At 67.0% G+C, this 26,777-nt stretch carries 27 protein-coding genes; 15 read left to right on the forward strand and 12 right to left on the reverse strand.

Going from position 1 to position 26,777, the window contains the following annotated elements; all coding sequences use genetic code 11:
- Positions 1-23 precede the first annotated feature (23 nt).
- Both LPW26_RS17580 and LPW26_RS17585 read left to right on the forward strand, forming a co-directional pair.
- Positions 24-758, forward strand: coding sequence for a HugZ family pyridoxamine 5'-phosphate oxidase (locus tag LPW26_RS17580; protein WP_238736784.1), 735 nt, complete (start codon positions 24-26; stop codon positions 756-758).
- Positions 759-945: 187 nt separating this feature from the next.
- Positions 946-2,559, forward strand: a complete 1,614-nt coding sequence (locus LPW26_RS17585; RefSeq protein ID WP_238736786.1) for a phosphoenolpyruvate carboxykinase — start codon at positions 946-948, stop codon at positions 2,557-2,559.
- 241 nt (positions 2,560-2,800) lie between these two features.
- On the opposite strand, the gene LPW26_RS17590 is transcribed toward LPW26_RS17585, so the two are convergent.
- The 8 genes from LPW26_RS17590 to dnaK form a co-directional block, all read right to left on the reverse strand.
- Complete coding sequence (locus tag LPW26_RS17590; RefSeq protein WP_238736788.1) at positions 2,801-3,424, reverse strand: 2,3-bisphosphoglycerate-dependent phosphoglycerate mutase; 624 nt, start codon at positions 3,422-3,424, stop codon at positions 2,801-2,803.
- 33 nt (positions 3,425-3,457) lie between these two features.
- Positions 3,458-4,273, reverse strand: a complete 816-nt coding sequence (gene dapB / locus LPW26_RS17595) for a 4-hydroxy-tetrahydrodipicolinate reductase (protein WP_238736790.1) — start codon at positions 4,271-4,273, stop codon at positions 3,458-3,460.
- A gap of 149 nt (positions 4,274-4,422) precedes the next feature.
- A complete protein-coding gene (locus LPW26_RS17600; RefSeq protein ID WP_238736791.1) occupies positions 4,423-4,734 on the reverse strand; it encodes a DUF1330 domain-containing protein in 312 nt (103 codons plus the stop codon).
- An 11-nt stretch (positions 4,735-4,745) separates the two neighbouring features.
- Positions 4,746-5,453 (reverse strand): orotidine-5'-phosphate decarboxylase, encoded by a 708-nt coding sequence (pyrF, locus tag LPW26_RS17605; protein WP_238736793.1) that lies wholly within the window; start codon positions 5,451-5,453, stop codon positions 4,746-4,748.
- 5 nt (positions 5,454-5,458) lie between these two features.
- Entirely contained in the window at positions 5,459-6,040 is a 582-nt protein-coding gene (locus LPW26_RS17610; RefSeq protein ID WP_238736795.1) for an NADPH-dependent FMN reductase, read from the reverse strand.
- Between the two features lie 124 nt (positions 6,041-6,164).
- Positions 6,165-6,770 carry a class I SAM-dependent methyltransferase gene (locus LPW26_RS17615; protein WP_238736796.1) on the reverse strand — a complete coding sequence of 202 codons (606 nt, stop codon included), beginning with the start codon at positions 6,768-6,770 and terminating at the stop codon, positions 6,165-6,167.
- A 92-nt stretch (positions 6,771-6,862) separates the two neighbouring features.
- Complete coding sequence (dnaJ, locus tag LPW26_RS17620) at positions 6,863-8,002, reverse strand: molecular chaperone DnaJ (protein ID WP_238736799.1); 1,140 nt, start codon at positions 8,000-8,002, stop codon at positions 6,863-6,865.
- A 169-nt stretch (positions 8,003-8,171) separates the two neighbouring features.
- A complete protein-coding gene (gene dnaK / locus LPW26_RS17625; protein WP_238736801.1) occupies positions 8,172-10,073 on the reverse strand; it encodes a molecular chaperone DnaK in 1,902 nt (633 codons plus the stop codon).
- 355 nt (positions 10,074-10,428) lie between these two features.
- Here dnaK and LPW26_RS17630 point away from each other — a divergent pair, with 355 nt between their 5' ends.
- Positions 10,429-11,412: a hypothetical protein gene (locus LPW26_RS17630; protein ID WP_238736802.1), complete on the forward strand. Its 984-nt coding sequence runs from the start codon at positions 10,429-10,431 to the stop codon at positions 11,410-11,412.
- Positions 11,413-11,472: 60 nt separating this feature from the next.
- On the opposite strand, the gene grpE is transcribed toward LPW26_RS17630, so the two are convergent.
- Positions 11,473-12,096 (reverse strand): nucleotide exchange factor GrpE, encoded by a 624-nt coding sequence (gene grpE, locus LPW26_RS17635; RefSeq protein WP_238736804.1) that lies wholly within the window; start codon positions 12,094-12,096, stop codon positions 11,473-11,475.
- Between the two features lie 104 nt (positions 12,097-12,200).
- The gene (gene hrcA, locus LPW26_RS17640; protein ID WP_238736806.1) at positions 12,201-13,289 is read right to left on the reverse strand and encodes a heat-inducible transcriptional repressor HrcA; all 1,089 of its coding nucleotides are present in this window, start codon (positions 13,287-13,289) and stop codon (positions 12,201-12,203) included.
- Positions 13,290-13,448: 159 nt separating this feature from the next.
- Between hrcA and rph the strand changes: the two genes are divergently transcribed.
- The 3 genes from rph to hemW are packed head-to-tail and all read left to right on the forward strand — an operon-like array spanning position 13,449 to position 16,008.
- Positions 13,449-14,162: a ribonuclease PH gene (gene rph, locus LPW26_RS17645; protein WP_238736808.1), complete on the forward strand. Its 714-nt coding sequence runs from the start codon at positions 13,449-13,451 to the stop codon at positions 14,160-14,162.
- A 51-nt stretch (positions 14,163-14,213) separates the two neighbouring features.
- Positions 14,214-14,846 carry an RdgB/HAM1 family non-canonical purine NTP pyrophosphatase gene (gene rdgB, locus LPW26_RS17650; protein WP_238736809.1) on the forward strand — a complete coding sequence of 211 codons (633 nt, stop codon included), beginning with the start codon at positions 14,214-14,216 and terminating at the stop codon, positions 14,844-14,846.
- The gene (gene hemW, locus LPW26_RS17655) at positions 14,836-16,008 is read left to right on the forward strand and encodes a radical SAM family heme chaperone HemW (RefSeq protein ID WP_238736811.1); all 1,173 of its coding nucleotides are present in this window, start codon (positions 14,836-14,838) and stop codon (positions 16,006-16,008) included. Before rdgB ends, hemW begins: the two co-directional genes overlap by 11 nt.
- A gap of 9 nt (positions 16,009-16,017) precedes the next feature.
- Here hemW and LPW26_RS17660 read toward each other — a convergent pair whose 3' ends face one another.
- Positions 16,018-16,347, reverse strand: a complete 330-nt coding sequence (locus LPW26_RS17660) for a nuclear transport factor 2 family protein (RefSeq protein ID WP_238736812.1) — start codon at positions 16,345-16,347, stop codon at positions 16,018-16,020.
- A 66-nt stretch (positions 16,348-16,413) separates the two neighbouring features.
- On the opposite strand from LPW26_RS17660, the gene LPW26_RS17665 reads away from it, so the two are divergent.
- Positions 16,414-16,776: a winged helix-turn-helix transcriptional regulator gene (locus tag LPW26_RS17665; RefSeq protein ID WP_238736814.1), complete on the forward strand. Its 363-nt coding sequence runs from the start codon at positions 16,414-16,416 to the stop codon at positions 16,774-16,776.
- A gap of 36 nt (positions 16,777-16,812) precedes the next feature.
- On the opposite strand, the gene LPW26_RS17670 is transcribed toward LPW26_RS17665, so the two are convergent.
- On the reverse strand, positions 16,813-18,018 hold the full coding sequence (locus LPW26_RS17670; protein ID WP_238736815.1) for a penicillin-binding protein activator: 1,206 nt from the start codon (positions 18,016-18,018) through the stop codon (positions 16,813-16,815).
- A gap of 244 nt (positions 18,019-18,262) precedes the next feature.
- Here LPW26_RS17670 and rsmI point away from each other — a divergent pair, with 244 nt between their 5' ends.
- The 8 genes from rsmI to LPW26_RS17710 all read left to right on the forward strand — a co-directional run bounded on the left by rsmI (position 18,263) and on the right by LPW26_RS17710 (position 26,672).
- The gene (rsmI, locus tag LPW26_RS17675; RefSeq protein ID WP_238736817.1) at positions 18,263-19,210 is read left to right on the forward strand and encodes a 16S rRNA (cytidine(1402)-2'-O)-methyltransferase; all 948 of its coding nucleotides are present in this window, start codon (positions 18,263-18,265) and stop codon (positions 19,208-19,210) included.
- Positions 19,197-19,583, forward strand: coding sequence for a YraN family protein (locus LPW26_RS17680; protein ID WP_238736818.1), 387 nt, complete (start codon positions 19,197-19,199; stop codon positions 19,581-19,583). Before rsmI ends, LPW26_RS17680 begins: the two co-directional genes overlap by 14 nt.
- Before the next feature lie 70 nt (positions 19,584-19,653).
- Positions 19,654-20,595 carry a glutathione synthase gene (gene gshB / locus LPW26_RS17685; RefSeq protein ID WP_238736819.1) on the forward strand — a complete coding sequence of 314 codons (942 nt, stop codon included), beginning with the start codon at positions 19,654-19,656 and terminating at the stop codon, positions 20,593-20,595.
- Between the two features lie 480 nt (positions 20,596-21,075).
- Entirely contained in the window at positions 21,076-21,303 is a 228-nt protein-coding gene (locus LPW26_RS17690; protein WP_238736821.1) for a hypothetical protein, read from the forward strand.
- 79 nt (positions 21,304-21,382) lie between these two features.
- Positions 21,383-22,921: a YifB family Mg chelatase-like AAA ATPase gene (locus tag LPW26_RS17695; RefSeq protein WP_238736824.1), complete on the forward strand. Its 1,539-nt coding sequence runs from the start codon at positions 21,383-21,385 to the stop codon at positions 22,919-22,921.
- Positions 22,922-23,025: 104 nt separating this feature from the next.
- Positions 23,026-23,508 carry a hypothetical protein gene (locus LPW26_RS17700; RefSeq protein WP_238736825.1) on the forward strand — a complete coding sequence of 161 codons (483 nt, stop codon included), beginning with the start codon at positions 23,026-23,028 and terminating at the stop codon, positions 23,506-23,508.
- 106 nt (positions 23,509-23,614) lie between these two features.
- The gene (locus tag LPW26_RS17705; RefSeq protein WP_238736826.1) at positions 23,615-25,552 is read left to right on the forward strand and encodes an ATP-binding protein; all 1,938 of its coding nucleotides are present in this window, start codon (positions 23,615-23,617) and stop codon (positions 25,550-25,552) included.
- A 160-nt stretch (positions 25,553-25,712) separates the two neighbouring features.
- On the forward strand, positions 25,713-26,672 hold the full coding sequence (locus LPW26_RS17710; protein ID WP_238736827.1) for a GNAT family N-acetyltransferase: 960 nt from the start codon (positions 25,713-25,715) through the stop codon (positions 26,670-26,672).
- Positions 26,673-26,777 lie beyond the last annotated feature (105 nt).

Raw genomic sequence — 26,777 nt, forward strand, 5'->3', positions numbered from 1 at the left:
TCACGATTGGCGGAATAAACCCGATGCAGCCGTCCGACGATTTTGATCCTGTCCGGGTCGCCAAATCGCTGCTGCGCCGCCGCCGCGAGGGCGCGCTGGCGACGCTGATGCGGGACGGCGGCGCGCCGTACTGCTCGCTGGTCAACCTGGCAAGCGCGCCGGACGGCTCGCCGGTGCTGCTGATATCCCGCCTGGCGGTGCACACCCGGAACCTGCTGGCCGACCCGCGGGTGTCGCTGATGCTGGACGAACGCGCCCCGGGTGATCCGCTGCAGGGCGCCCGGATCATGCTGATGGGCGAGGCAACCGCGGTGGACGCCGCGGAGCTTCCGGCGCTGCGCAGCCGGTATCTGGCCGCTCACCCCGGCGCCGAGGACTATATCGGCTTCAAGGATTTCTCGCTGTATCGGATCGCGACCCACGGGGCGCATCTGGTGGCCGGTTTCGGCCGTATCGTCGATCTGGCTGCGTCAGACTACCTCACCGACCTCACCGGCGCCGACGGCCTGCTCGAGATCGAAGCCTCGGCGGTCGCGCATATGAATGCGGATCATTTGATCACGCTCAATTCGTATGCGACCCGGCTGCTCGGCGGCGACGAGGCGGAGTGGCGCTGCACCGGTGTCGATCCCGAAGGCCTCGACCTGCAGGCGGGCACCGCGGTGTTGCGACTGAATTTCCCCGAGCGGGTCAGCAACGCGGCCGAACTCCGCCATATGCTCAAACGCATGGCAGACATCGCGCGCGCGACCTCATGACTTGAGGCAGCGCAATGTCGCCGCCGGGTAAACCAAATAATGCCCGGCCGGGTTGGCAAAGCCAATGTTCGACACTATTCAGTCGCGCCACCGGACCGAGCCGGTATATATTGGCCTGACCGCGGGCTGAGGCGCATTGGCGGCAATTGCGCGACCGGGATAACGCGGACTCGAGGAGGATTTATACGTGCAAGAGACGGGCGTGCATAACGGTGCTCATGGCGCCGACAAATTCGGGCTTAAGAATCTCAAAGGCGTGCGCTGGAACTTCGGCGCGCCGCAGCTCTACGAGCACGCGCTGTCGAATGGCGAAGCGGTGCTGTCCGCCGATGGCGCACTGTGTGCCGACACCGGCGTGTTCACCGGCCGCAGCCCGAAAGACAAGTTCACGGTACGCGACGCCACGACCGAAACCACGATGTGGTGGGGTGGTAATCAGTCGATCACGGCCGATCAGTTCGAGACCCTGTATCAGGACTTCCTGACGCACGCCGAAGGCATGACGCTGTTCGCCCAGGATCTGTACGGCGGCGCCGACCCGAGCTTCCAGATCAAGACCCGCGTGTTCACCGAGCTCGCCTGGCACTCGCTGTTCATCCGCACGCTGCTGCGCCGTCCCGAGCAGTCCGACCTCGCGGGCTTCGTGCCCGAACTCACCATCATCGACCTGCCGAGCTTCCGCGCTGATCCGAAGCGCCATGGCTGCCGCTCCGAAAACGTCGTGGCGATCGACTTCGCCCGCAAGATCGTGCTGATCGGCGGCACGCAATATGCCGGCGAGATGAAGAAGAGCGTGTTCACCACGCTGAACTACTACCTGCCCGAAAAGGGCGTGCTGCCGATGCACTGCTCGGCGAATGTCGGCCCGAACGGCGACACCGCGATCTTCTTCGGCCTGTCGGGCACCGGCAAGACCACGCTGTCGGCCGACCCGAACCGCACGCTGATCGGCGACGACGAGCACGGCTGGGGCAAGGACGGCGTCTTCAACTTCGAAGGCGGCTGCTACGCCAAGTGTATCAAGCTGTCGCCGGAAGCCGAGCCGGAGATCTTCGCGGCTTCGAACATGTTCGGCGCGGTGCTGGAAAACGTCGTGCTCGACGAAGTCACCCGCAAGCCGGACTTCGACGACGGCTCCAAGACCGAGAACACCCGCTCGGCCTATCCGCTGGAATCGATCCCGAACGCCTCGCGGACCGGCCGTGCCGGCCAGCCCAAGAACGTGGTGATGCTCGCCGCCGACGCCTTCGGCGTGATGCCGCCGATCGCCAAGCTGACCCCGGCGCAGGCGATGTATCACTTCCTGTCGGGCTACACCGCCAAGGTCGCCGGCACCGAGCGCGGCGTCACCGAACCGACCCCGGAATTCTCGACCTGCTTCGGCTCGCCGTTCCTGCCGCGTGATCCGTCGGTGTACGGCAACATGCTGCGCGAGCTGATCGCCAAGCACAATGTCGACTGCTGGCTGGTCAACACCGGCTGGACCGGCGGCATCTACGGCACCGGCCATCGCATGCCCATCAAGGTTACGCGCGCGCTGCTGACCGCCGCGCTCGACGGCTCGCTGCGCAATGTCGAATTCCGCACCGATCCGTATTTCGGCTTCGCGGTCCCGACCGCACTGCCGGGCGTGCCGAGCGAGATCCTCGACCCGGTCAAGACCTGGGCCGACAAGGCCGCATTCGACACCACCGCCCGCAAGCTGGTCGGCATGTTCCAGAAGAACTTCGCCAAGTTCGAAGCCCAGGTCGACGCCGAAGTCCGCGCCGCCGCGCCGGACGTCAAGATGGCGGCCGAGTAAGCGACTCACAAGAACTACAAACGCAAAGGGCGGCCGCGAGGCCGCCCTTTTTGATTGCGGTTGTCACTCTGGAGCACGCGTGAATCTGAACGAACGCAGCCTTGATATAGGGCGCATTCGTTTCAACTCGTCATGCCCGGCCTCGTGCCGGGCATCCACGCCTGCGGGAGAAGTAACAAGAAAGGCGTGGATGGCCGGGACGAGCCCGGCCATGACGAAAGTCAGAGTGTGTAGCTGACGATCAGCCCGCCAGATCGACCACCGAGGCGACCGTCGAATCCGCGTTGAGGCGGTACACCACGGGGGCGCCGGTGCCGAGTTCGCGCTGGAGGATCTGCTCGGGGGTCAGCTTTTCCAGCACCATGATCAGCGCGCGCAGCGAGTTGCCGTGCGCCGCCACGATGGTGCGTTCGCCGCGCAGGACGCCGGGCAGGATCTCCTGCACGTAATAGGGCAGCGTGCGCGCCAGCGTGTCCTTGAGGCTTTCGCCGCCGGGCGGCGGCACGTCGTAGGAGCGGCGCCAGATGTGAACCTGCTCCTCGCCCCACTTGGCCCGCGCGTCGTCCTTGTTGAGACCCGACAGGTCGCCATAGTCACGCTCGTTCAGCGCGACGTTCTTGGTGGTCTTCAGCCCGGTCTGGCCGAGTTCGGTGAGCATCAGATCGAGCGTGGTCTGGGCGCGGGTCAGCACCGACGTGAAGGCGACGTCGAAGGCGAGACCCTCGGCCTTGAGCTTCTGGCCGGCGGCCTTGGCTTCGGCGATGCCCTTCTCGGTCAGGCCGGGGTCCTTCCAGCCGGTGAACAGGTTCTTGAGGTTCCATTCGCTCTGGCCGTGGCGCACGAGCACGAGAAGACGATCGCTCATTGTGGAATTCCGTTTCTAGCTGCGATGAGAATCTCAGAAGTCGGCGAGCCCGAGTACGTCGGCCATCGAGTACAGGCCGGGCGACTTGCCGTGCGCCCACATCGCCGCCTTCAGCGCGCCGTGGGCGAAGATCATGCGGTCCTCGGCCTTGTGGGTGAGTTCGATCCGCTCATAGGGACCGGCGAAGATGACGCTGTGATCGCCCGTGACGGTGCCGCCGCGCAACGACGCGAAACCGATGTCGCCGCTCTTGCGCGCCCCGGTGATGCCGTCGCGGCCGCGGGCCGAATGCGTTTCCAGATCGACGTTGCGGCCGGCCGCCGCCGCTTCGCCGAGCAACAGCGCGGTGCCGGAGGGCGCATCGATCTTGGCGCGGTGGTGCATCTCGACGATCTCGATGTCGAAACCGTCGTCGAGCGACTGCGCCACGCGCCGCGTCAGCGCCGCCAGCAGATTGACGCCGAGGCTCATATTGCCGGACTTCACCACGATCGCCTGCTTGGTGACGCTCTGGATCACCGCATTGTCGGACGCCGACAGCCCGGTGGTGCCGATCACATGCACGATGCCGCGCTGCGCCGCGATCGCCACATTGGCGAGCGTGGCGGCCGGCACGGTGAAGTCGAGGATACCGTCGGCATTGGCCGACAGTTTCCAGAGATCACCCGACAGTTCGACGCCGTTGGCCGGCAGGCCGGCGAGCACGCCGGCATCCTTGCCGAGCAACTCCGAACCCGGCGCTTCCAGCGCTCCGGTCAGCACCACGCCTGCGGTCTCACTGATCGCACGCGTCAGGGCGCGGCCCATGCGACCGCCGGCTCCGGCAACGATCAGACGCATCTCGGACATCGGCTTGCGATCCTTTCTGGCGGTCGACGGGTCTCTGCCCCGCAAGGCCCGGTGCTGCGACCGGTGCTACGCCAGACAGGCTCGGGGTATAGCGGCCGCGGATCGGCGCGGCAACCGATCGCCCCGCGACGCGCTTGCTGCGGCGCCGTTCAGGCCTGCGGTTGCGGGCCGTCATAGCCCTCGACGATCACGATCTCGCCTTGCGAATACGGCCCGCGGGCCTTGATCAGCGCCTGATATTCCGGCGAGTGATAGCAGGCGAGCGCGGTGGCGTAGTCCTTGAACTCGATCACCACGTTGCGCGAGCGCGCCGGGCCCTCGTGCGCCTCGTAGGTGCCGCCGCGGGTGAGAAACTTGGCGCCGAATTTGGCGAACACCGCGCCGTTATGCGCGACGTAATCGCGCTTGTAGCCGTCGAGATCGTGCACGTCGATCCGCGCCACCCAGTAGCCTTTGGCCATCGTTGTCTCCCTTACGTCTGACTTGCCTGCGAGATCTCGGCGACGATCGCGGCGGCGGCCGCCTTCGGATCGGCCGCTTCCATCACCGGACGGCCGACCACCAGATGGCTGGCGCCGGCGGCGATCGCCTTGCCGGGCGTCATGATCCGCTTCTGATCGCCGGCGGCGGCGCCGGCCGGCCGGATGCCCGGCGTCACCAGCGCCATGTCGGGCCCGATCAGGCCTCGCAGATGGCCGGCTTCCTCGGGCGAACAGACCAGGCCGTCGACGCCGATCGCCTGCGCCTGCCGGGCACGGGCCTCGACCAGATCGCGGACGCCGAGCGCGTAACCGGCGTCGACCAGATCACGGTCGTCGTAGGAGGTCAGCACGGTGACGGCGAGGATCTTCGGCCCGGTCTTACCGCGGGCCTCGACGGCGGCCTTCATGGTCTGCGGATAGGCGTGGACAGTGAGAAACGTTGCGCCGAGCGAGCTGAGGCTCTCGACGCCGCGCGCCACGGTGTTGCCGATGTCGTGCAGCTTGAGGTCGACGAACACCTTCTTGCCGGCGCGCGCCAGCTTCTCGACCAGCGGCAGGCCGCCCGCATAAGCGAGCTGATAGCCGATCTTGTAGAAGCCGACGCTGTCGCCGAGCCGGGCGATCATGGCTTCGGCGGCGGCGACGCTGGGCACGTCGAGCGCGACGATCAGCCGGTCACGAATTGCGGTGTCGGCCATCTCGATTACCTCATCATCTGCTGCGCAAAGTCGATCAATTGTCGGACCATCGCGTCCATCGCGGCGATGTCGGCGGGGAGCTTGAGCCGGTCGGTCTCGTCATAGGCCTGGTCGGCGAAGGACAGCGCCAGCTGATTGGGGATCACCGGTGCGCGGCAGCCCGACAGGATCAACCGCAGCGCCGCCAGGCAGCGCGCCCCGCCGAGCTTGCCCTCCGACGCCGCCGCGAGCGCGAAGGCGCGCTCGCGAAATACCTGGCCCTGGGTCTCGTGCGGGTCCTCGACCCGCGACACCCAGTCGATCGCATTTTTCAGCAGCGGCGGCGGCGCAGAGTTGTATTCCGGGCTGACGATCAGCACGCCGTGATGGGCGCCGATCATCCGCTTCAGCTTGACGGCATTCGCCGGCACCCCGGACTTCGCCTCGAAGTCGGCGTCGTAGATCGGCAGCGGATAGTCGGCGAGCGAGATCCGGGCAACGTCGACATCGGCGCGGGCGAAGGCATGCGCGGCCGCCGCCGCCAGCCGCACATTGTGCGAACCGGTGCGCAGCGAACCCGGGATGATCAGGATCTTGACCGCAGACATGACGCCGAACTCCTGCCGGCCAGCGGGCACGTGGCCGCGCTTTGTTTAGCGAAATGGGGCGGCGGGGAAACGGAAATTTCGGGCCGAACGGCCCCAAAGCGGGGACGGTGCGGGCAGCGGCGGATCAGCCCTTGCGATAGACCCAGACGCGGGCGGGCGGGATGTTCATCCAGATCCGCTCTGAGGCCTCGGTGGCGACGCCGGGAAGGGATTTGGGGATCGGCGGGGCGACCGAATAGGTGAACTGGATGAAGGGCGCGCCGGGATCCAGCAGGGTGAAGGAATCGCGGATCAGCTTCATCCGGGTCAGCATCGGCTTGGTGACCAGCGGCAGGCCGGACACCACCGCGGTGGCCGGCTCGGGCAGCACCTGCCAGAGCGTGTCGCGCAGCCGGTAGGCATCTCCCTGCACGACGGTGGCTTGCGGATAGCGCTCACGCAGCAGCGCACAGAAGCTCGGATTGTATTCGACCAGCACCAGACGCTTTTGATCGACGCCGTGCTCGACCAGCGCGTTGGTGATCGCGCCGGTCCCGGGCCCAAGTTCGATGACCGGCCCGTTCGAGTTGGTGTCGACATACTGGGCCATGGTCCGGGCCAGCAGCTTGCCCGAGGGCATCACGGCGCCCATGTGCAGCGGCTTTTCGATCCAGGAACGGAGAAACCGCACCTCGTCGTCGAGAGGACGGGGCGGCTTCTTCAACGCACGAGCCGTGGACTGCAAAGCCATTCCGCTACCAAACCGGGGAAGTATTAGCCCAGTGTCAAATTATTGTTACATCACAACTATAGGGCACATCCCAGCCGGTCAAGTTAGACAAGTTAGGGAGCGCTCGTGCGGGAGCCGAAGAAGTCCTTGACCATGGAGAAGAAACCCGCGGCCTCGGGTTGGGTTGCACCGGACGATAATTTTTCGAACTCGGCCAGCAACTCCTGTTGCTTCTTGGTCAGATTTTGCGGCGTTTCCACGGCAACCTGAACATACATGTCGCCGACCTGGCGCGAGCGCAGCACCGGCATGCCCTTGCCGGCGATACGGAATCGCCGGCCGGTCTGGGTTCCGGACGGCACCTTCACCTTGGTCTTGCCGCGCTCGATCGTCGGCACTTCGAACTCGCCGCCGAGCGCTGCGGTGACCATCGAGATCGGCACCCGGCAGTGCAGGTCGGCGCCGTCGCGCTGGAAGATGTCGTGCGGGGCCAGTGACAGGAAGATGTAGAGGTCGCCGGGCGGGCCGCCGCGGACGCCGGCCTCGCCTTCTCCGGCGAGACGGATGCGGGTGCCGTCCTCGACGCCCTGCGGGATGTTGACGGACAGGGTCCGCTCTTTCGTCACCCGGCCGGAGCCGGTGCAGGACGGGCACGGGTCTTCGATGATCTGGCCGCGGCCCTGGCAGCTCGGGCAGGTTCGCTCCAGCGTGAAGAAGCCCTGCGCCTGACGAACGCGGCCGGCGCCCCCGCAGGTCGAGCAGGTCTTCGGCTTGGTGCCGGCCTTGGCGCCGGTGCCGGAGCAGGACTCGCAGGTGACCGAGACCGGGATTTCGATCTGGGCGGTCTTGCCCTTGTAGGCGTCCTCGAGGGTGATTTCCATGTTGTAGCGCAGGTCGGCGCCGCGCTCGCGGCCGGTGCCGCGCCCCCGCTGCCCGGCCATGCCGAACAGATCCTCGAAAATGTCGGAGAACGACGAGGCGAAGCCGGCGCCGAAGCCGGGGCCGCCGCCCCCCATGCCCTGCTCGAAGGCCGCGTGGCCGTAGCGGTCGTAGGCGGCGCGCTTGTCGCCGTCCTTCAGCACCTCGTAGGCCTCGTTGATTTCCTTGAACTTGACCTCGCTCGACGCATCGCCCGGATTGCGATCCGGGTGCCACTTCATCGCCAGCTTGCGAAAGGCACTTTTAAGCGTCGATTCGTCGGCGCTGCGCTCGACTTCGAGGGTTTCGTAGTAGCAACGCTTGGTCGTGGACATCCGTCAAACCTGCTCGAAACGTTCGATTCCTGCGACAGCTTGCAGCCTAAAAGCCCGCAGCTTCGTGCCGCACGTGGCCCGCCGCAGCTGGCCCAACGAAAACAACCCCCAGCTGATGATCGCAAAGCTGCGTTCGTCAGATGGGGGTCGCGGTCTCCGTGACGACGTCTTAGGCGGACTTCTTGTTGGTCTTGTCGTCGTCGACTTCGGTGAAGTCGGCGTCGACGATATCGTCCTTGGCGGCGTGCTTGGCCGCATCGGACTCCGCCTGCTGGGTGTACATCGCCTCGCCGAGCTTCATCGAAGCCTGCGCCAGCGTATTGGTCTTGGCCTTGATGGCCTCGGCGTCGTCGCCCTTGAGGGCTTCGCGCAGGTCACCCAGCGCGTCCTCGATGGCGCGGCGCTCCGGCTCGGCGACCTTCGAGCCATGCTCGGCCAGCGCCTTCTCGGTGGAGTGCACCAGCGCGTCGGCGTGGTTCTTGGCGTCGACCGCTTCGCGGCGCTTCTTGTCCTCGGCCGCGTTGGCCTCGGCGTCCTTGACCATCTTGTCGATGTCGGAGTCGGACAGACCGCCAGAGGCCTGGATGCGGATCTGCTGCTCCTTGCCGGTCGCCTTGTCCTTGGCCGAGACGTTGACGATGCCGTTGGCGTCGATATCGAACGTCACCTCGATCTGCGGCATGCCGCGTGGTGCCGGCGGAATCCCCATCAGGTCGAACTGACCGAGGATCTTGTTGTCGGCCGCCATTTCGCGCTCGCCCTGGAAGACCCGGATGGTGACCGCGTTCTGATTGTCTTCGGCGGTCGAGAACACCTGGCTCTTCTTGGTCGGGATCGTGGTGTTGCGATCGATGATCCGGGTGAACACGCCACCCAGCGTCTCGATGCCCAGCGACAGCGGGGTGACGTCGAGCAGCAGCACGTCCTTGACGTCGCCCTGCAGCACGCCGGCCTGGATCGCTGCGCCAATCGCCACGACTTCGTCGGGGTTGACGCCCTTGTGCGGCTCCTTGCCGAACAGCTGCTTCACCACTTCCTGGACCTTCGGCATGCGGGTCATGCCGCCGACCAGCACCACTTCGCCGATCTCGCCGGCGGTGAGGCCGGCATCCTTCAGCGCCTTGCGGCACGGCTCGATGGTCTTCTGCACCAGATCGTCGACCAGCGCTTCGAACTTGGCGCGGGTCAGCTTCATGGTGAGATGCTTCGGACCGGACTGGTCCGCGGTGATGAACGGCAGGTTGATCTCGGTCTGCGTGGTCGACGACAGCTCGATCTTGGCCTTTTCGGCGGCTTCCTTGAGCCGCTGCAGCGCCAGCTTGTCGTTGCGCAGGTTGATGCCCTGCTCCTTCTGGAATTCGTCGGCCAGATAGCTGACCAGACGCATGTCGAAGTCTTCACCACCCAGGAAGGTGTCGCCGTTGGTCGACTTCACCTCGAACACGCCGTCTCCGATCTCCAGGATCGAGACGTCGAAGGTGCCGCCGCCGAGGTCGTACACCGCGATGGTGCCGGCCTTGGTCTTGTCGAGGCCATAGGCCAGCGCGGCCGCGGTCGGCTCGTTGATGATGCGCAGCACTTCGAGGCCAGCGATCTTGCCGGCGTCCTTGGTGGCCTGACGCTGGGCGTCATTGAAGTACGCCGGAACGGTGATGACGGCCTGATCGACCTTCTGGCCGAGATGCGCCTCGGCGGTCTCTTTCATCTTCTGCAGAATGAAAGCGGAGACCTGCGAGGGCGAATAGGTCTGGCCGTCGGCCTCGACCCAGGCGTCGCCGTTGCCGGCCTTGACGATCTTGTAGGGGACGAGCTTCTTGTCCTTCTCGACCATCGGGTCGTCGTAGCGGCGGCCGACGAGGCGCTTGACCGCGAAGAAGGTGCGCTCGGGATTGGTGACGGCCTGGCGCTTCGCCGGCTGCCCGACCAGTCGCTCTCCATCGTCGCTGATCGCGACGATCGAGGGGGTCGTACGCATGCCCTCAGCGTTTTCGATGACTTTCGAATTCTTGCCGTCCATGACGGCGACGCACGAATTGGTGGTGCCGAGATCGATCCCGATGACCTTTCCCATAGTGCTCATTCCTTCCTTTTGCGGCGGGTCGGGCGGGCCCTGGCGGCGCACCAGTCCAAACCCCCAAATATCAATTGCTCGCGATTGTGCGGCGGTGAGCCTCATATAGGAGGGGGGGTGGTGGCCGCAAGGACTGCCGCAGGGCTCCGGTCACGAAAACATGGGCTTTGATGAATCCCGACGGCCGCCGGGACGGCGGAGCCGAGGCGGCGTTTTGCGGCGCCGTTGCACCTTGACGTGAGGATTGGACGTGCTCAGGTGAGCGCCCGCAACAACGATGAAACGGGCACTTCGACGGCGCGGCAGATCGCGGACCGACCATCGAACGGCCGCATTGCGATCTCAGGAGACCCCCATGAGACAGACAGCGCGCCTCTTAGCGATCGCCCTCACGTTCACCCCGGCATTCGCCGTCACCTTGCCGTTCGCCGCGTCGTTCGCCGTCACACCGGCGTTCGCGGCCGACACCATCTATCCCCGCGGCATCCGGGTCGGCATCGTGCCGATGCCGGGACTGACCGAATCGCAGACCTTTCTGGGATTCGAGTCGCCCGGCCATGGCGTCAAGGTGCTGCTCGCCGAGCTGCCGGGCCCTGCCTATGGCGAAGTCGAAGCCGCCTTCAAGGCGCTGCCGGACAGCCCCGCCATCAAGGTCAAGCCGCAGAGCGTCGAGACCCCGGCGGGCACCGCTTACTACACGGCCGAGGACGCGGTCCTCGGCTCCGACAAGGTTCGGCGCTACTCGCTGATCGTGCCCGGCAGCAAAGCCTTCTCCGGCTACGTGGCGGTGCAGATCGCCGATAGCGAGGCGACCACTTTTCCCGAGGACGCCGTCAAGAAGATGCTGAGCTCGGTGGCGGTTCGGCAGGAGGTGCCGGTGGCCGAGCAGATCGCGCAGATGCCGTTCGACGTGCGCGAAATGGCCGACTTCAAGACGGTGCGGACGCTGGCGCCGGGCGCCGCGATGCTGCTCGCCGACGGCAACGAGGACACCGGCATCGAAGCGGCACCGTTCATGGTGCTCGGCCTGATCGGTTCGGTGCCGGAGCAGACCGACGATCGCGCCCGCTTCGCCCAGCAGGCCGCCGCATCGATTCCGGGGCTGCGCGAGGCGCGGATCACCAGCTCCGAGCCGCTGCGGATCGACAGCCAGCCGGGCTACGAGACCCGTCTCGAGGGCATCAGCGGCAAGGACAATACGCCGGTGACGGTGGTGCAATGGCTGCGCTTCGGTAGCTCGAACGTGGCGTTGCGGGTGATCGGCAGCGCGCCGCGCGACAAATGGGCGGAGGCGTTTCCGCGCTTCCGCAAGGTCCGCGACGGACTGAAGCCGCGCTGATCAGCGCGGCTTCTTTCTTAGTCGAAGATCAGTTGAGCAGCTTCAGCGCGGACGCCGCAATCAGGCCGTGCCGCCGGGCTCGCCGCCATTGGACGCGGGGGCCGGCTTGGCGCCGCCCTTCGACACGCCGACCAGCGCCGGCCGCAGGATGCGATCGCCGATCGTGAAGCCGGCCTGCACCACCTGCACCACGGTGCCCGCCGGCACCGACGGATCCGGCACTTCGTACATCGCCTGCTGGAAGTTCGGATCGAACTTCTGGCCCTGCGGATCGAACTTCTTGACGCCGTTCTTTTCCAGCGCATTGAGCAGCGAGCGCTCGGTGAGTTCGACGCCTTCGATCAGCGCCTTGAGGCCTGCATCCGCATTGGCACGGGCGTCGGCCGGCACGGCATCGAGCGCGCGCTGCAGATTGTCGGCGATGTCGAGCACGTCGCGCGCGAAGGCGCTGACGCCGTAGGTCCGCGCGTCGGCGACTTCCTTCTGGGTGCGGCGCCGCAAATTTTCCATCTCGGCCAGGGTGCGCAGCAACTTGTCGCGCGCCTCGGCGGCTTCCTTCACCAGCGCCTCGTTGGCGCCTTCTTCCGGGTCGTCCGGCATGATGTACGGCTTGGAAACCACCGGATCGGCGGCGGCCTGCGCGTCGTCCTGGTTGTTGTCCTTGGGTCCGTTGGAATCGGTCATCACGCTACCTTCTTGGAGAAAACGTCTGCAGGAGCCGCAAATGGGCTGGCCGGGATATCGTGGTTTATGCGGTGAAAATCAAGCGAGCCGGCCGATGCGGGCGATCAGCCGCGCAGCATCTGACTGACCACCCGCGCCGTATAGTCGACCATCGGGATCACCCGCGCGTAGTTCAGCCGCGTCGGACCGATCACACCGAGCACACCGACGATATGGCCGGCGCCGTCGCTGTAGGGGGCGATGATGGTGGACGAGCCGGACAGCGAGAACAGCTTGTTCTCCGAGCCGATGAAGATCCGCACACCCTCCGCCCGCTCGGCGCGCCCGAGCAGATCGACCACGCCGCGCTTGGTTTCGAGATCGTCGAACAGCAGCCGCACCCGCTCCAGATCTTCCAGCGCGTGCAGATCCTCGAGCAGGTTGGCGTGGCCGCGCACGATCAGCTGGCGTTCCTCGCCGTTGCCGCCGGACCAGCTGGCAATGCCGGCCGAGATCACCTTCTGGGTCAGCGCGTCGAGCTCGGCGCGGTCCTGCGTCAGCAAGGTTTCGAGTTCGAGCCGCGCTTCGGCGAGCGTGCGGCCGCGAATCCGGGCGTTGAGGAAGTTCGAGGCCTCGGTCAGCGCAGACGCCGGCACGCCGGCCGGCAGCGTCAGCACGCGGTTCTCGACCTGGCCGTCCTCGGCCACCAGGATCACCAGTGCCCGCTCCGGCTCGAGCCGGACGAATTCGAGATGTTTCAGCCGGACGTTGGACTTTGCGGTGAGCACCACCGCGGCCGCCCGGGTCAGGCCCGACAGCCGGGTCAGCGCCTCGCCGAGCGCGGCTTCCACGGTCTGGGCCCGCCCGACCGAGGACAGCTGCGCCTGGATCGATTGCCGTTCGGGCTCGGTCAGATCGCCGACCTGCATCAGCGCATCGACGAAGAAGCGCAGGCCGAGTTCGGTCGGCAGCCGCCCGGCGGAGGTGTGCGGCGCGTAGATCAGGCCGAGCTGTTCCAGATCGGCCATGACGTTGCGGACCGAGGCCGGCGACAGCGGCACCGAGATCAGCCGCGAAATGTTGCGGGAGCCGACCGGCTCGCCGGTCGCCAGATAGCTTTCGACGATCTGACGAAAGATCTCGCGCGAGCGCTCGTTGAGCTGGGCCAGGCCGGAAGTGGGCGCGATCAGGCCGATCGGATCATGGTGAGCCAAATTGTCCTCCGTAACGCCTCTAATCTGTCGTCGCGCGCGTCCGGTTACAAGTCGGGACGTTGTCCACCGCGGTGGCCATTGCCTTCCCCTTGCCGCTGCGGCGCTCCGCCCCTAAAAGCAGCCACGATTGCCCTTTCCCGAAATCGACGGAGGATTCCCATGCGGCCAAGTCGCCGTGCGCCCGATGAATTGCGCGCCGTGTCGCTCGAGCGCGGCGTCGTCAAATACGCCGAGGGCTCCTGCCTGGTGAAATTCGGCGATACCCATGTGCTGGTGACCGCGACCCTGGAAGAGCGGCTGCCGCCGTGGCTGAAGGGTCAGGGCCGCGGCTGGGTGACGGCTGAATACGGTATGCTGCCGCGTGCCACGCTGGAGCGCACCCGCCGCGAAGCCGCCGCCGGCAAGCAGAACGGCCGCACCGTCGAGATTCAGCGCCTGATCGGCCGCTCGCTGCGCACCATCGTCGACCTGCAGGCGCTCGGCGAGCGCCAGATCACGGTCGACTGCGACGTGCTGCAGGCCGATGGCGGCACGCGCACGGCCTCGATCACCGGCGCCTGGGTGGCGCTGGCCGACTGCCTGAACTGGATGAAGGCGCGCAACATGACCAAGGGGCAGGTGCTGCGCGACAACGTCGCGGCGATTTCCTGCGGCATCTACAACGGCACGCCGGTGCTCGACCTCGACTACGCCGAAGACTCCGAAGCCGAGACCGACGCCAATTTCGTCATGACGGGCGACGGCCGCATCGTCGAGGTGCAAGGCACCGCCGAAAAGACGCCGTTCTCGCAGGACGAGTTCCTCAAGCTGATGGCGCTGGCCCAGAAAGGCGTGTCCCGGCTGGTCGATCTGCAGAAAATGGCGGTGGCGTGAGTCATTCTTGCCACGCATTTGCGGCCTCTCCTGAGCTACGCTGAGCCCGCCATGCATCGTCGAATCACCGGCAAGCTCGTCATCGCCACCCACAATCCCGGCAAGCTGGCCGAGATGCGGGAACTGCTGGCCCCCTACGGGATCGAGGCAGTGTCGGCCGGCGAGCTCGGCCTCGGCGAGCCCGACGAGACCGGCGACAGCTTCCAGGCCAATGCCAGGATCAAGGCCGAGGCGGCCGCGCAAGCCGCGCAACTCCCGGCGTTCGCGGACGATTCAGGGCTGGCGGTCGATGCGCTCGGCGGCGCACCAGGAATTTATTCCGCGCGCTGGGCTGGCGACAGCAAGGATTTCGGGGCCGCGATGGCGCAGATCGAGCGGCTGCTGCAGGAGCGCGGCGCCGCAGCGCCAGCGCAGCGCAGCGCGCATTTCGTCTCCGCACTGTGCGTCGCCTGGCCGGACGGTCATGTCGAGGAGGTCGAGGCGCGCGCCGACGGCACGCTGGTCTGGCCGCCGCGCGGCACCGCCGGCTTCGGCTACGACCCGATGTTCCTGCCCGACGGCTTCGATCGCACTTTCGGCGAAATGACCAGCATCGAGAAGCACGGTCTGCCGCCGCTTGGGCTCGGCCTGTCGCATCGCGCCAAGGCGTTCGTCAAACTGGCGGAGATCTGCCTTGCCGGCTAGCTCCGACCAAGTCTCCGGCAAACCGGCCTTCGGCGTTTACGTGCATTGGCCGTTCTGCCTGTCGAAGTGCCCGTATTGCGACTTCAACAGCCACGTCCGCCACGCCGCGATCGACGAAGAGCGCTTCGCCGCGGCGTTTGCGCGCGAGATCGAAACCACCGCGCAACGCATCGGCCCGCGCGACGTGACATCGATCTTCCTCGGCGGCGGCACGCCGTCGCTGATGCAGCCGCAGACCGTCGGGGCGATTCTCGACGCGATCGGCAAACATTGGCGCGTGGCGCCGGACGCCGAAATCTCGCTCGAGGCCAATCCGACCAGCGTCGAGGCGACGCGATTTCGCGGCTATCGGGCGGCCGGCATCAACCGCGTCTCGCTCGGCGTGCAGGCGCTCGACGACGCGTCGCTGAAGACTCTCGGCCGGCTGCACACCGCTCAGGAAGCGATGGATGCGGTGGCGATCGCCCGCTCGGTATTCGATCGCTACTCGTTCGACCTGATCTATGCGCGCCCCGGCCAGACCCCGCCGATGTGGGAAGCCGAACTGCGCCGCGCGATCGGCGAGGCCGCCGAACACCTGTCGCTGTATCAACTGACGATCGAGGCCGAGACGCCGTTTTTTGCGCTGCATCGCGCCGGCAAGCTGCTGACTCCGGACGAATCGGCGTCGCGCGCGCTGTACGACGTCACGCAATCGGTCTGCGCCGAACTCGGCCTTCCGGCCTATGAGATTTCCAACCACGCCCGCCCTGGCGCCGAGTGCAAGCACAACCTCGTCTATTGGCGCGGCCAGGAATATGCCGGCGTCGGCCCCGGTGCGCATGGCCGGCTCGACATCGGCAACATCCGCTACGCCACCGCCACCGAGCGGCGGCCCGAGAGCTGGCTGATGCGGGTCGAAGGCAGTGGCCATGGCATCGTCACCGACGAACGCCTCAACAGCGAAGAGCGCGCCGACGAATTCCTGCTGATGGGTCTGCGGCTCGCCGAGGGCATCGACCCGCGCCGTTATCAGGCGCTGTCGGGCCGCTCGCTCGACCCGTCCCGGATCGCCGTGCTGCGCGAAGAAGGCGCCATCGCGGTCGACGCCGACGGCCGCCTCCGCGTCACGCTCGCCGGCTTCCCGGTGCTCGACGCCGTCGTGGCGGATCTGGCGGCTTAGTCTGGCAGGTTACGCGCCGATCTGCAGCGATTTGATGCCGTCGTGATCGAGACCGAAGCGATAGTTCAGTTGCAGTGGACTGCCGGGAAAGTCCCCCGCCACCGAAGCCGTGACGACCACCGCGTGCTGAGACCGCTCCACCTTCAACGGCACCATCTGCATCCGGTACTTGTCGAGCGCCGCGCGCTTCCACGCCGCGATCGCGTCGCGCCCTCGATGGATCTGTCCCTCATCATGAACCTCACCATCGAGCGTGAAGGCCGCAGCCACGGCTTGCGGCGCCCGGTCGTTGGAGCCGTCGAAATAAGCGGCGATTGGTGCGGGGAGCAGAACACTCATGAGACCTCTCTGGCTGAAATCGGTCGCATGATTGCGACACCGAAGAGCTGGTCGTAGGCTGCTTGGATGACAAGAACGGACAAGAAAGTCGGTGACTTACCTCGAAGTAACCAGGGCCACACGCCACTGACTGCGGCGGAAGGACTCGAAACCGCGTTCCGACTACTCGAAGGCCGCTGGAAATTCCTAATTCTGTTCCATCTATTCGGCGGTAGCGTGCTGCGCTTTTCCGAACTCGAGCGTGCCATCCCCGGCGTGTCGCAGAAAATGCTGACTCAGCAATTGCGTCAGCTCGAAGCCGACGGCATCGTCGCCCGCATGGTCTATCCGGAGGTGCCTCCGAAAGTGGAGTACCGCCTCACCGAGTGGGGTCAATCGCTTTGCCCGGCGCTCGACGCGCTGCTCGCCTGGGCGGAGCGCAAACCTTGACCGACAAGGGCAAACCTCAACCGGCAAGCAACGCCATCAGGCCCCAAAACTCTTCGGCGAGCCGGCCACCGCCTGGGCGCCGCCGGTGGCGACCTTCATGACTGCGAGGCCGCGTTCGTTGGTGCCGTCGGCGCGGAAGCGGAACAGGCCGTCGATGCCGGCGAAGCCGGACGGATTGGTCAGCACCTCGCCGGAGAACCGCTTGCCGCCCAGGGTGCGGGCCAGCGCGGCGACCAGCGCCACCGCGTCATAGGCCAGCGTCGCGGTGCGGACCGGGTCCTGACCGTAACGGGTGCGGTAGCGGCCGGAGAAATTGCGGAAGCCGGACGGATCCGGCGCAGCATACAGCCCGCCCTGCAGAGCCGGGGTGGCGAACACCCGCGGATTGTCCCACAGCCCGGTGCCGAGCAGCTGCAGCCGGCGCAGATCCGCGCCCGCCGCCGTGAGCGCATCGGCGACACTGGCGAGTGAATCGCCGTCGTCGGCGAGCAGCAGCGCATCGGCGCCCGTCAAGGCCTGCGCGATGGTGCGCGCCGCGCCGGCGCGGTCGGCGCCGTATTTCTCGAACGCCGCGATGCGCCCGCCCTTGCTGCTGACGATCTGCTTGAACGCCGCTTCGACCACGCCCCCATAGGCGTTCTCCGGCAGCAGCGCCGCGTAGGAGCGTTTGCCGACGCTCGACGCGTAGCCGATGATTCGGTTGACGTCGGACTCCGGCAGAAAACTGAGCAGATAGACGCCGCGGCCGGCGACACTCGAATCGGTCGAGAACGCGATCATCGAAATGCCGCGGGCGCGGGTGAGCGACGCGGCGGCCGGCACCGACTGCGCGAACAGCGGCCCCAGGATGATCTCGGCGCCCTCGTCGAGCGCCTGCTGGGTGGCGAATTGCGCGCCCTGCGGATTGCCGGTGTCGTCCTTGATCAGCAACTGGATGTCTGGATTGTTGAATTCGGCGAGCGCCATCTCGGCGGCGTTCTTCATCGACGTTGCGGCGACGCCGGCGTTGCCGGGCGCCGACAGCGGCAGCACCAGGCCGACCTTGACGCTGCCGTTGCCGACCGCCTGGGTCTGCGGTTGCGGCTGCGCCCCATCGGGCGGCGGCTGCTGGCCGAACTGGTTGGTCAGAGTCTGCTGCACGCCCGAGCAGGCGCCGAGCAGCGGCGCGCCGAGCAGCAGACCCATCGCGGTTCGCCGCGTGGCGCGCATCGGCTTGCTGGTGGGGTCGCGCGGATCTGCCATGGCACCTCTTGAACGGTCTGGGACGCTTCGGTCGCGAAAGATGGTTTGGACAATCGAGCCGGCGCCGCCGTCCCGATGTCACGCACGCGGATCCGGCGCCAGCCGATCCGATCCGCGCACGGCCGGCGCGGACACCGCATCATAATGTCGGCGAATGATTAACCAAAACAAAAGGTTTATGCTGGCCGCCCGAAGCCGACGAATGTGATGTCCGGTACCGCGCCTTTTCCCCTACAGTCAGCCCATGCGTGCCAAACCCAGTCCCGTTCCGACCGATCCGACCGCCGATGCCGAGGCGCGCAGCTTCATTGTGGCCGGCCAGAAGCTGACTGCGCCGCGGGCCGCGCCGGGCCTGTATCTGGTCGCAACCCCGATCGGCAATCTCGGCGACATCACGCTGCGGGCGCTCGAGACGCTCGCCGGCGTCGACTTGATCGCCTGCGAAGACACCCGAATCAGCCACCGGCTGACCGAGCGCTACGGCATCTCGGCCCAGCTCACGGCCTATCACGAGCACAATGCCGCGCAGGCGCGGCCAAAGCTGCTCGAGCGGCTGGCGCGCGGCAGCTCGATCGCACTGATCTCGGACGCCGGCACGCCTCTGATCTCCGACCCCGGCTACAAGCTGGTGCGCGAGGCCACCGCCGCCGGTCATGAGGTGATCGCGTTGCCCGGCGCCTCGGCGGTGCTGACGGCGCTGACGCTCGCCGCACTGCCGACCGACCGATTCTTCTTCGACGGCTTTCTCCCTCACAAGCAGGGCGCGCGGCGCAACCGGCTCGGCGAACTCGCCGCGATCGACGCCACGCTGGTGCTGTTCGAGGCCGGCAGCCGGATCCACCACAGCCTGCGCGATCTCGCCGAGGTGCTGGGCGATCGCGACGCCGCGGTGTGCCGCGAGCTCACCAAGCTGCACCAGGAGGTGCGCCGCGCGCCGCTGCAGCAGCTTGCCGCCACCGCGGAAACGCTCGACACCCGCGGAGAATTCGTCGTGGTGATCGGCCCGCCCGATGCGGGCGCCCAGGCGATGACGCCCGAAGCGCTCGACGCTTGGCTGCGGGAGGCGCTGCAACGCGACAGCGTCAAGGACGCGGTGGCGCAGGCGGTCGAGATCTCGGGCCGACCGCGCCGGGAAATCTATGCCCGCGCGCTCGAACTCCGGCCACGCGAGGCGGGCGATGGCGAAGACTGACACGCCGCCCGCCCCCGAACGCGTCGCCGCGTTCCAGACCGGCCTCTCGGCCGAGACGCGCGCCGCGGCGCTGCTGATGGCGAAGGGCTACCGCATTCTGGCGCGGCGCTTCAAAACGCCATACGGCGAGATCGACATCGTGGCGCAGCGGCGCAACCTGATCGCCTTCGTCGAGGTCAAGGCGCGGGCCCGGCTCGAGGACGCCGCCTATGCGGTGACGCCGCGGCAACAGCAGCGCATCATCGCGGCCGCGCAGGCCTGGCTGATGGCACATCCCGAACACGCCGCGTTCGAGCTGCGGTTCGACGCCGTACTGGTGGCGCCGCGGCGGCTGCCGCAGCATCTGCCGGCGGCGTTCGACGCCAGCGCTTGACCGCCGCGGCCGATCGGCCGATAGCCCTTTCCGCCGACAGTCCTTTGGTTCGCAATCCCGGAAGCTGTGCATGACATTGAAGGTCGCCGTCCAGATGGACCCCATCGCGCGGATCAACATCCGCGGCGATTCGACATTCGCGCTGCTGCTCGAAGCGCAGAAGCGCGGCCACACGGTCTCGTACTTCACGCCCGATAAGCTGTCGCTGCGCGGCAGCGACGTGGTCGCCTCGGTGCAGTCACTGGCGGTGCGCGACCAGGAGGGCGATCACTTCACGCTGGGTGAGCCGGCGCGCGTCGACATGCGCGGCTTCGACGCCGTGCTGCTGCGCCAGGACCCGCCGTTCGATCTTGCCTACATCACCTCGACGCATCTGCTCGAGCGCATCCATCCGCACACGCTGGTGGTCAACGATCCGGCGAGCGTGCGCAACGCGCCCGAGAAGTTGTTCGTGATGGATTTTCCTGAGCTGATGCCGCCGACGCTGATCAGCCGCAACCTCGACGAGATCAACGCGTTCCGCGCCGAGCACGGCGCGGTGGTGATGAAGCCGCTGCACGGCCATGGCGGCGCGGCGGTGTTTCGCGTGCTGCCGCAGGACATCAATTTCGGCTCGCTGTACGACATGTTCGCGGTGACGTTCCGCGAGCCCTGGGTGATCCAGCGCTTCCTTCCGGAAGTGAAGCACGGCGACAAGCGCATCATCCTGGTCGACGGTGAGTTCGCCGGCGCCGTCAATCGCGTGCCGGCCGCCGACGATCTGCGTTCCAACATGGTGCGCGGCGGTGCTGCGGCCGCGACCGATTTGTCGGAGAAGGAGCGGGCGATCTGTGCGGCGCTCGGCCCCAAGCTGCGCGAGCGCGGCTTGCTGTTCGTCGGCATCGATGTGATCGACGGTTACCTCACCGAGATCAATGTTACTTCGCCGACCGGCATCCGCGCCATCGCGCGGCTCGGCGGCCCGGATGTCGCGGCGCGGATCTGGGACGTGATCGAAGCCAAGCGGGCGTAACGCCGCGTACCAGATACGGCACTGCAGCGCCATCGGCCGAGTCGATCGGCGGCCTCGCTCGAAAACTGCACTCAACGCTCAGAGGCTGGTTGTTTCGAACCGGCCGCATACGCTGACATTGATTTCGATGCGTTGATACCGACGCCGCGTCGATGGATAGTACCGCCGGCTAAGTAAAAAGTCGTAGGCGGCTCCTCCCGACGTTTTACCGCTAGAACTGAGTCGACTTCGGCTTTAACCTGCGGCTTTCAAGTATTTGGTTGCCGACCTCGGCTGAGGTCACGCTGACGATCCGACGCGGCCTGCTCCCAACCGACTGGTCTTGCAGACTGTTAGGACGGATCGTGAGAATGACCGGACGCAGGCATTCGGCTGATCAGGCGTAGCGGCATCGTCGCCGATCGCGTCTCGATCGCCCCGCATGCCAGCGAACGTCGGATGCGGCGCGTTGTATTTTGCTGTCGGACCGCAGGTGGTCGTATGGGTACTTCGTCCAAGTCATCGCGCTCCATCTCGGCGCAACCGGCGTCTGCCGACATCGGCACCAGCGCCGCGTCGGTCGATCATCTTGCATCGACCATCAACCTCGCCATCGAACAGGCAGAGGATCTCGGCATCGGCGCCGCGGTCCAGTTGCTGATGATGGCCCGGCTCGAAGTCGATCTCACCGAAATCGCTCGTGAGACCAAGACGCGGACGACGGCCTGACGCCGAGGCGCGGGCAATGTTCTGCTAATGTTCTTGAACGAGTGCGGGAACCGGGCTAGCGTTGCGCGGCGAGGGCGGCATGGTCCAACACGTTTCCACTGTGGCATTCGAAGGCATCGAGGCACGCGCCGTCGATGTTCAGGTCCAGGTGTCGCCCGGACTACCGGCCTTCGCGGTGGTCGGATTGGCCGACAAGGCGGTGTCGGAGGCGCGCGAGCGGGTCCGCTCGGCGCTGATCGCCTCCGGATTGGCGCTGCCGGCGCGGCGCATCACCGTCAACCTCGCTCCCGCAGATCTGCCCAAGGAGGGCAGCCATTACGACCTGCCGATCGCGCTCGGTCTGATGGCCGCCATCGGGGCGATCCCGACCGACGCGACCGCCGGCTTCACGGTGCTGGGCGAGCTCGGCCTCGACGGCTCGATCGCCGCGGTGGCCGGCGTGCTGCCCGCCGCGATCGCCGCCAACGCCCGCGACGAGGGGCTGATCTGCCCGGCCGCCTGCGGGTCCGAAGCCGCCTGGGCCAGCCCAGATCTGCAGATCATCGCGGCTCGCTCGCTGATCCAGCTCGCCAACCATTTCAAAGGTACGCAGTTGCTCGGCCGGCCGCAGCCGCGGGTGCACGAAGCCGAAGCCTCGACGCTCGATCTGCGCGACATCAAGGGCCAGGAAAGCGCCAAGCGGGCGCTGGAGATCGCCGCGGCCGGCGGCCATCATCTGCTGATGGTGGGCTCACCCGGCTCGGGTAAATCGATGCTGGCGGCGCGGCTGCCGTCGATCCTGCCGCCGCTGTCGCCGGGCGAATTGCTCGAAGTCTCGATGATCGCCTCGGTGGCGGGCGAAATCCGCGACGGCGCGCTGACGGCGCGGCGGCCGTTCCGGGCGCCGCATCATTCCGCCAGCATGGCGGCGCTGACCGGCGGCGGCCTCAAGGCGCGTCCCGGCGAGATCTCGCTGGCGCATCAGGGCGTGCTGTTTCTCGACGAACTGCCGGAGTTCGATGCCCGCGTGCTGGATTCGCTGCGGGCGCCACTCGAAACCGGTGAGGTCGCGGTGTCGCGCGCCAATGCCCGCGTCACCTATCCGGCGCGGGTGATGCTGGTGGCGGCGATGAATCCATGCCGCTGCGGCCGCGCCTATGAGCCTGGCTATGCGTGCAAGCGTGGCCGCGTCGACCGCTGCAGCGCCGACTATCAGTCGCGCATCTCCGGCCCGCTGATGGACCGCATCGACCTGCGCATCGAGGTGCCGGCGGTGACGGCCGCCGACCTGATCCTGCCGCCGCCGGCGGAAGGCTCACGCGAGGTCGCGGCCCGGGTCGCCGCAGCGCGCGACGTGCAGCGCCGGCGCTACGCGGCGCTCGGCCTGCCGCAGATCCGCACCAATGCCGAAGCCCCCGCCGCGGCGCTGGAAACCGTGGCGCAGCCGGATGCGGCCGGACTCAAATTGCTGCGCGACGCCGCCGAAACCATGCGGCTGACTGCGCGCGGCTATCATCGCGTGTTGCGCGTCGCCCGCACGCTCGCCGATCTCGACGGCACCGACACGATCGGCCGGCTGCACCTCGCCGAGGCGCTGTCCTACCGGGCGCTCGGCGAAGACGTCCGGCACGCCGCATGATGGTGAATCGCCTGCGGTAGCCATAAACCTCCCGGTAATGAGTTTTCTTTACGCTCTGCCAACCATAGCCCGGCGTTTCGGGGCTGCGTTCGCGAGTTGGCGTGATGTTGGGTTTCCGAGTTCTGGCGTCGACTGCGCCATTGCTGATGCTGGGGCTGTTCGCCCACAGTGAACTGATCGCCGGGCCGCAGCCCTGCATCGCCGCCGGTGATCAGATCGTGCGGATCGCCCCTTCGGCCTGGATGGCGCAGCTCCATGTCGGCTTCACCGACGATCCGGCCCGCGCCAATGTGCGGGTGCAGATCGTCGACGATCCGGACGCCGCCGACTTCGCCGTCTCGGACGACAGCGGTAGCGACGAAGCCGGCGCCTGCGCGGCGACGCCGGACAGCCGGCTGATCGCCATCGCGGCGCACCCCTCGGCTGCCGAGCCTGTGATCTATCTGACCCGCGAGAGCGGCGCCGCCGACTATCGGATCTATGTGCGGTCGAGCCGCTTTACCGAGCGCGAAGCCGCCGCGCTTCTGGTCGGCGCCTCGACCCGCGCCATGCCGATCAGCACGGCCGCGCTGGGCAACGGCTCTTAATCTCTGATCAACCTTACCGGCAGCGCTGCGCGGAACACGAGCAGCCCTCAAGCTCTTTGCAATCCGAAACCTCGATACTGGTGGAGGCGGGCAGGAGGCGGTGCGGATGACCAGAAGGCTGCGGATCGGATCGCGACGCCGCGCCTTCGTGCGCCGATTTCCGCGGCTGACCCTGGGGCTGCGCTCGCTGCTGGTGTTTGTGGCCGCGTTCTTCGGGGCCTACGGCTTCATCAGCGGCAGCCGCCTCGACGTCTCGAACTACGATCCCCATAGTTTCGCGATCGGCGCCAGTTTCCTGTTCGCGCTGGCGTGCTTCGGCCTGGCGGTGCAGAGCATGCGGCTGCGCGCGATGCGCCAGCAGCTCAAGATCGAGATCCTGCGCAATGAATCGCTCGCCGACCGCAATTGGGAGCTGAAGGACGCCGAGGAACGCAGCTGCGCGCTGATCGACCAGCCAGCCCCGACACCGCGCCCTGCAGAGGATCGCGACGCGACGCTGCGAACGAAGTCGCGGTTGCTGGCATTGGCGTCGCACGAGATGCGCACGCCGCTGAACGGCATCATCGGGATGAGCAATCTGCTGCTCGACACCGAGCTGACAGCCGAGCAGGCGACCTATGCGCGCGCCGCCAAGACCTCCGGCGAGGCGCTGCTGTCGCTGATCGACGAACTGCTCGACTACGCGCGGATCGATGCCGGCAAGATCGAGCTCGAAGCGGCGCCGTTCGCACTGGCGCCATTGATCGAGGACGTCACCGAACTGCTGGCGCCGCGCGCGCAGGCGCGCGGTCTCGAGATTGCCGCTGACCTGCATGAGCGGCTGCCCGCCCAGGTGATCGGCGATGCGGCGCGGCTGCGCCAGGTGCTGCTGAACCTCGCCGGCAACGCCATCAAGTTCACAACCGAAGGCGGCGTCGCGCTGGTGGTCGAGTCGGGCCGGGACGGCGAGATCGATATCGTGGTGCGCGACACCGGCATCGGGATTCCGCTCGAGGCCCAGGAGCGCATCTTCGGCGAGTTCGAGCAGGCCGACGATGCCATCACCCGTAATTACGGCGGCACTGGGCTCGGGCTCAGCATCAGCGAACGGATCGTCCGCCGGATGGGTGGACGTATCACGCTGCAAAGCCAGCCGGGCCTCGGCAGCACCTTCACGGTGTCGCTGCCGCTCGATGCCATCGCGCCCGACAGCGGCGACGGCTTCGCGGCCCCCGATCTCTCAGGCCAGTCGATCCTGATCGCCGCGCCGCAGACCATCGAGGCGATGCTGGTGGCGCATCGGCTGCAGCGCTGGGGCGCCCAGACCTGCGTGCTGTCCGATATCGCCGCCGCGCATGCCCTGCTGCCGGAGCGGCCATGGTCGGCGGTGCTGATCGATTTCGGCTTCGGCGCGGCCGACACCGAGGCGCTGGCACGCAGCGCCGAGCCGCATGCGGTGCAGCGGATCGTGCTGCTGACGCCGTCGGCCCGGTCCGAGATCCTGCCGGCGCTGCCGGCGGTGTTCACCGGCTATCTGGTCAAGCCGCTGCGCGCGGCGTCGCTTGCGGCACGGCTCAGCGCCACGCTGCCGGATGTGGTCGCGCCCGGCATTGCCGATACCGAGCCGCCGGACTTTGCGCCTCGCCAACCGGCGCACGCCGGGCTGTCGGTGCTGGTCGCCGAAGATAACGACATCAACGCGCTGCTGATCCGCGCGTTGTTGGTCAAGCTCGGTCATCGCGCGATCGTTGCCACCGATGGCGACCAGGCGGTGCGGCAGTGGCAGAGCGCACTGACGACCGGCGCGCCGTTCGACCTGGTCCTGATGGACGTGCAAATGCCGGTGCTGGACGGCATCTCGGCGAGCCGGCAGATCCGCGACCAGGAGGCCGTCCGCGCCGTGCCGCGGACGCCGATCCTGGCGCTCACCGCCAACACGCTCGCCGAAGATCGCGCCGCCTGCCTGGCGGCCGGCATGGACGGCATCCTGATCAAGCCGCTCGACGGCGACAAGCTCGCCGTCATCCTCGCCGATATCGCCGACGCGCGGTCTTTCGCCGCCTAGGCGCGGCAGCCTGTTACCAGACCGCAACATCAGTCGCGAACACAATCAGCATGTCATGCGGCGGCAATCGATGTGTCACAACGCTGTCGGAACCCCGTGATCTTTGATGCGCGCAGGCCGCGCACCCCTGGATTCGGTTGCAGGCGGTCACGAGGATGCCATGCAGACCGACCAATTCGCCCGTTCGAAGAAATTCATCAAATTGCTCCGCCCGGAGGTTGCCGGCGCCGCAGCGCAGACCGCGATCACCTGGTTCAAGCCGGCGCTGAAAATCGGCGACCACGGCAAGCCGATCGCGCCGCCGACGCTGTCGCCCGCCACGCTGGGCCGCCTCGGTGCGCTGGAAGTGCGGCTGGCGCAGAAGAAGCAGGACATCAAGCGCGCCCAGAAGCTGCGCTACCGCGTGTTCTACAAGGACGGCACCGCGATCGCCGACGCGGCCACGATGCTGGCGCGGCGCGACAAGGATGCGTTCGACAAGATCTGCGATCATCTGATGGTGATCGACCACGCCGCCAAGCCGTCGCTGAGCGGCAAGCAGCCGGTGGTCGGCACCTATCGGTTACTTCGCCAGGACATCGCCGGCCGCCACGGCGGCTTCTACACCGAGAACGAGTTCGATATCGCCGGCATGATCGCACGGCATCCGCAGCTGCGCTTCCTCGAGCTCGGCCGCTCCTGCGTGCTGCCGCCGTACCGCAACAAGCGCACCGTCGAATTGTTGTGGCACGGCATCTGGAGCTATGTGCGCCAGCACGGCGTCGACGTCATGATCGGCTGCGCCAGCTTCGACGGCACCGACCCGGAGCGGCTGGCGCTGCCGCTGTCGTTCCTGCACCACTACGCGGCCGCGCCCGAAGCCTGGCGCGCGAAGGCGCATCCGTCGCGCTATGTCGAGATGAACCGGATGCCGAAGGACGCGGTGAATCAAAAGGCCGCGCTGCGCGAGCTGCCGCCGCTGATCAAAGGCTATCTGCGGCTCGGCGCCACGATCGGCGAGGGCGCGGTGATCGACCATCAGTTCGGCACCACCGACGTGCTGATCATCATGCCGGTGTCGGCGATCAGCAGCCGCTACATCGAACATTTCGGCGCGGATGCGACGCGGCACGCGGCGTAGTACGGACTATCCACCCAACCAGTCGTCATCCCCGCGAAAGCGGGGATCCAGTATTGCAGAGCGTCTGCGTTCAGCACTCAGTTAACAACGAGCGCTCTGGGATAC

Source organism: Rhodopseudomonas infernalis, from assembly GCF_022271405.1.
In the GTDB taxonomy this organism is placed as follows: domain Bacteria; phylum Pseudomonadota; class Alphaproteobacteria; order Rhizobiales; family Xanthobacteraceae; genus Rhodopseudomonas; species Rhodopseudomonas infernalis.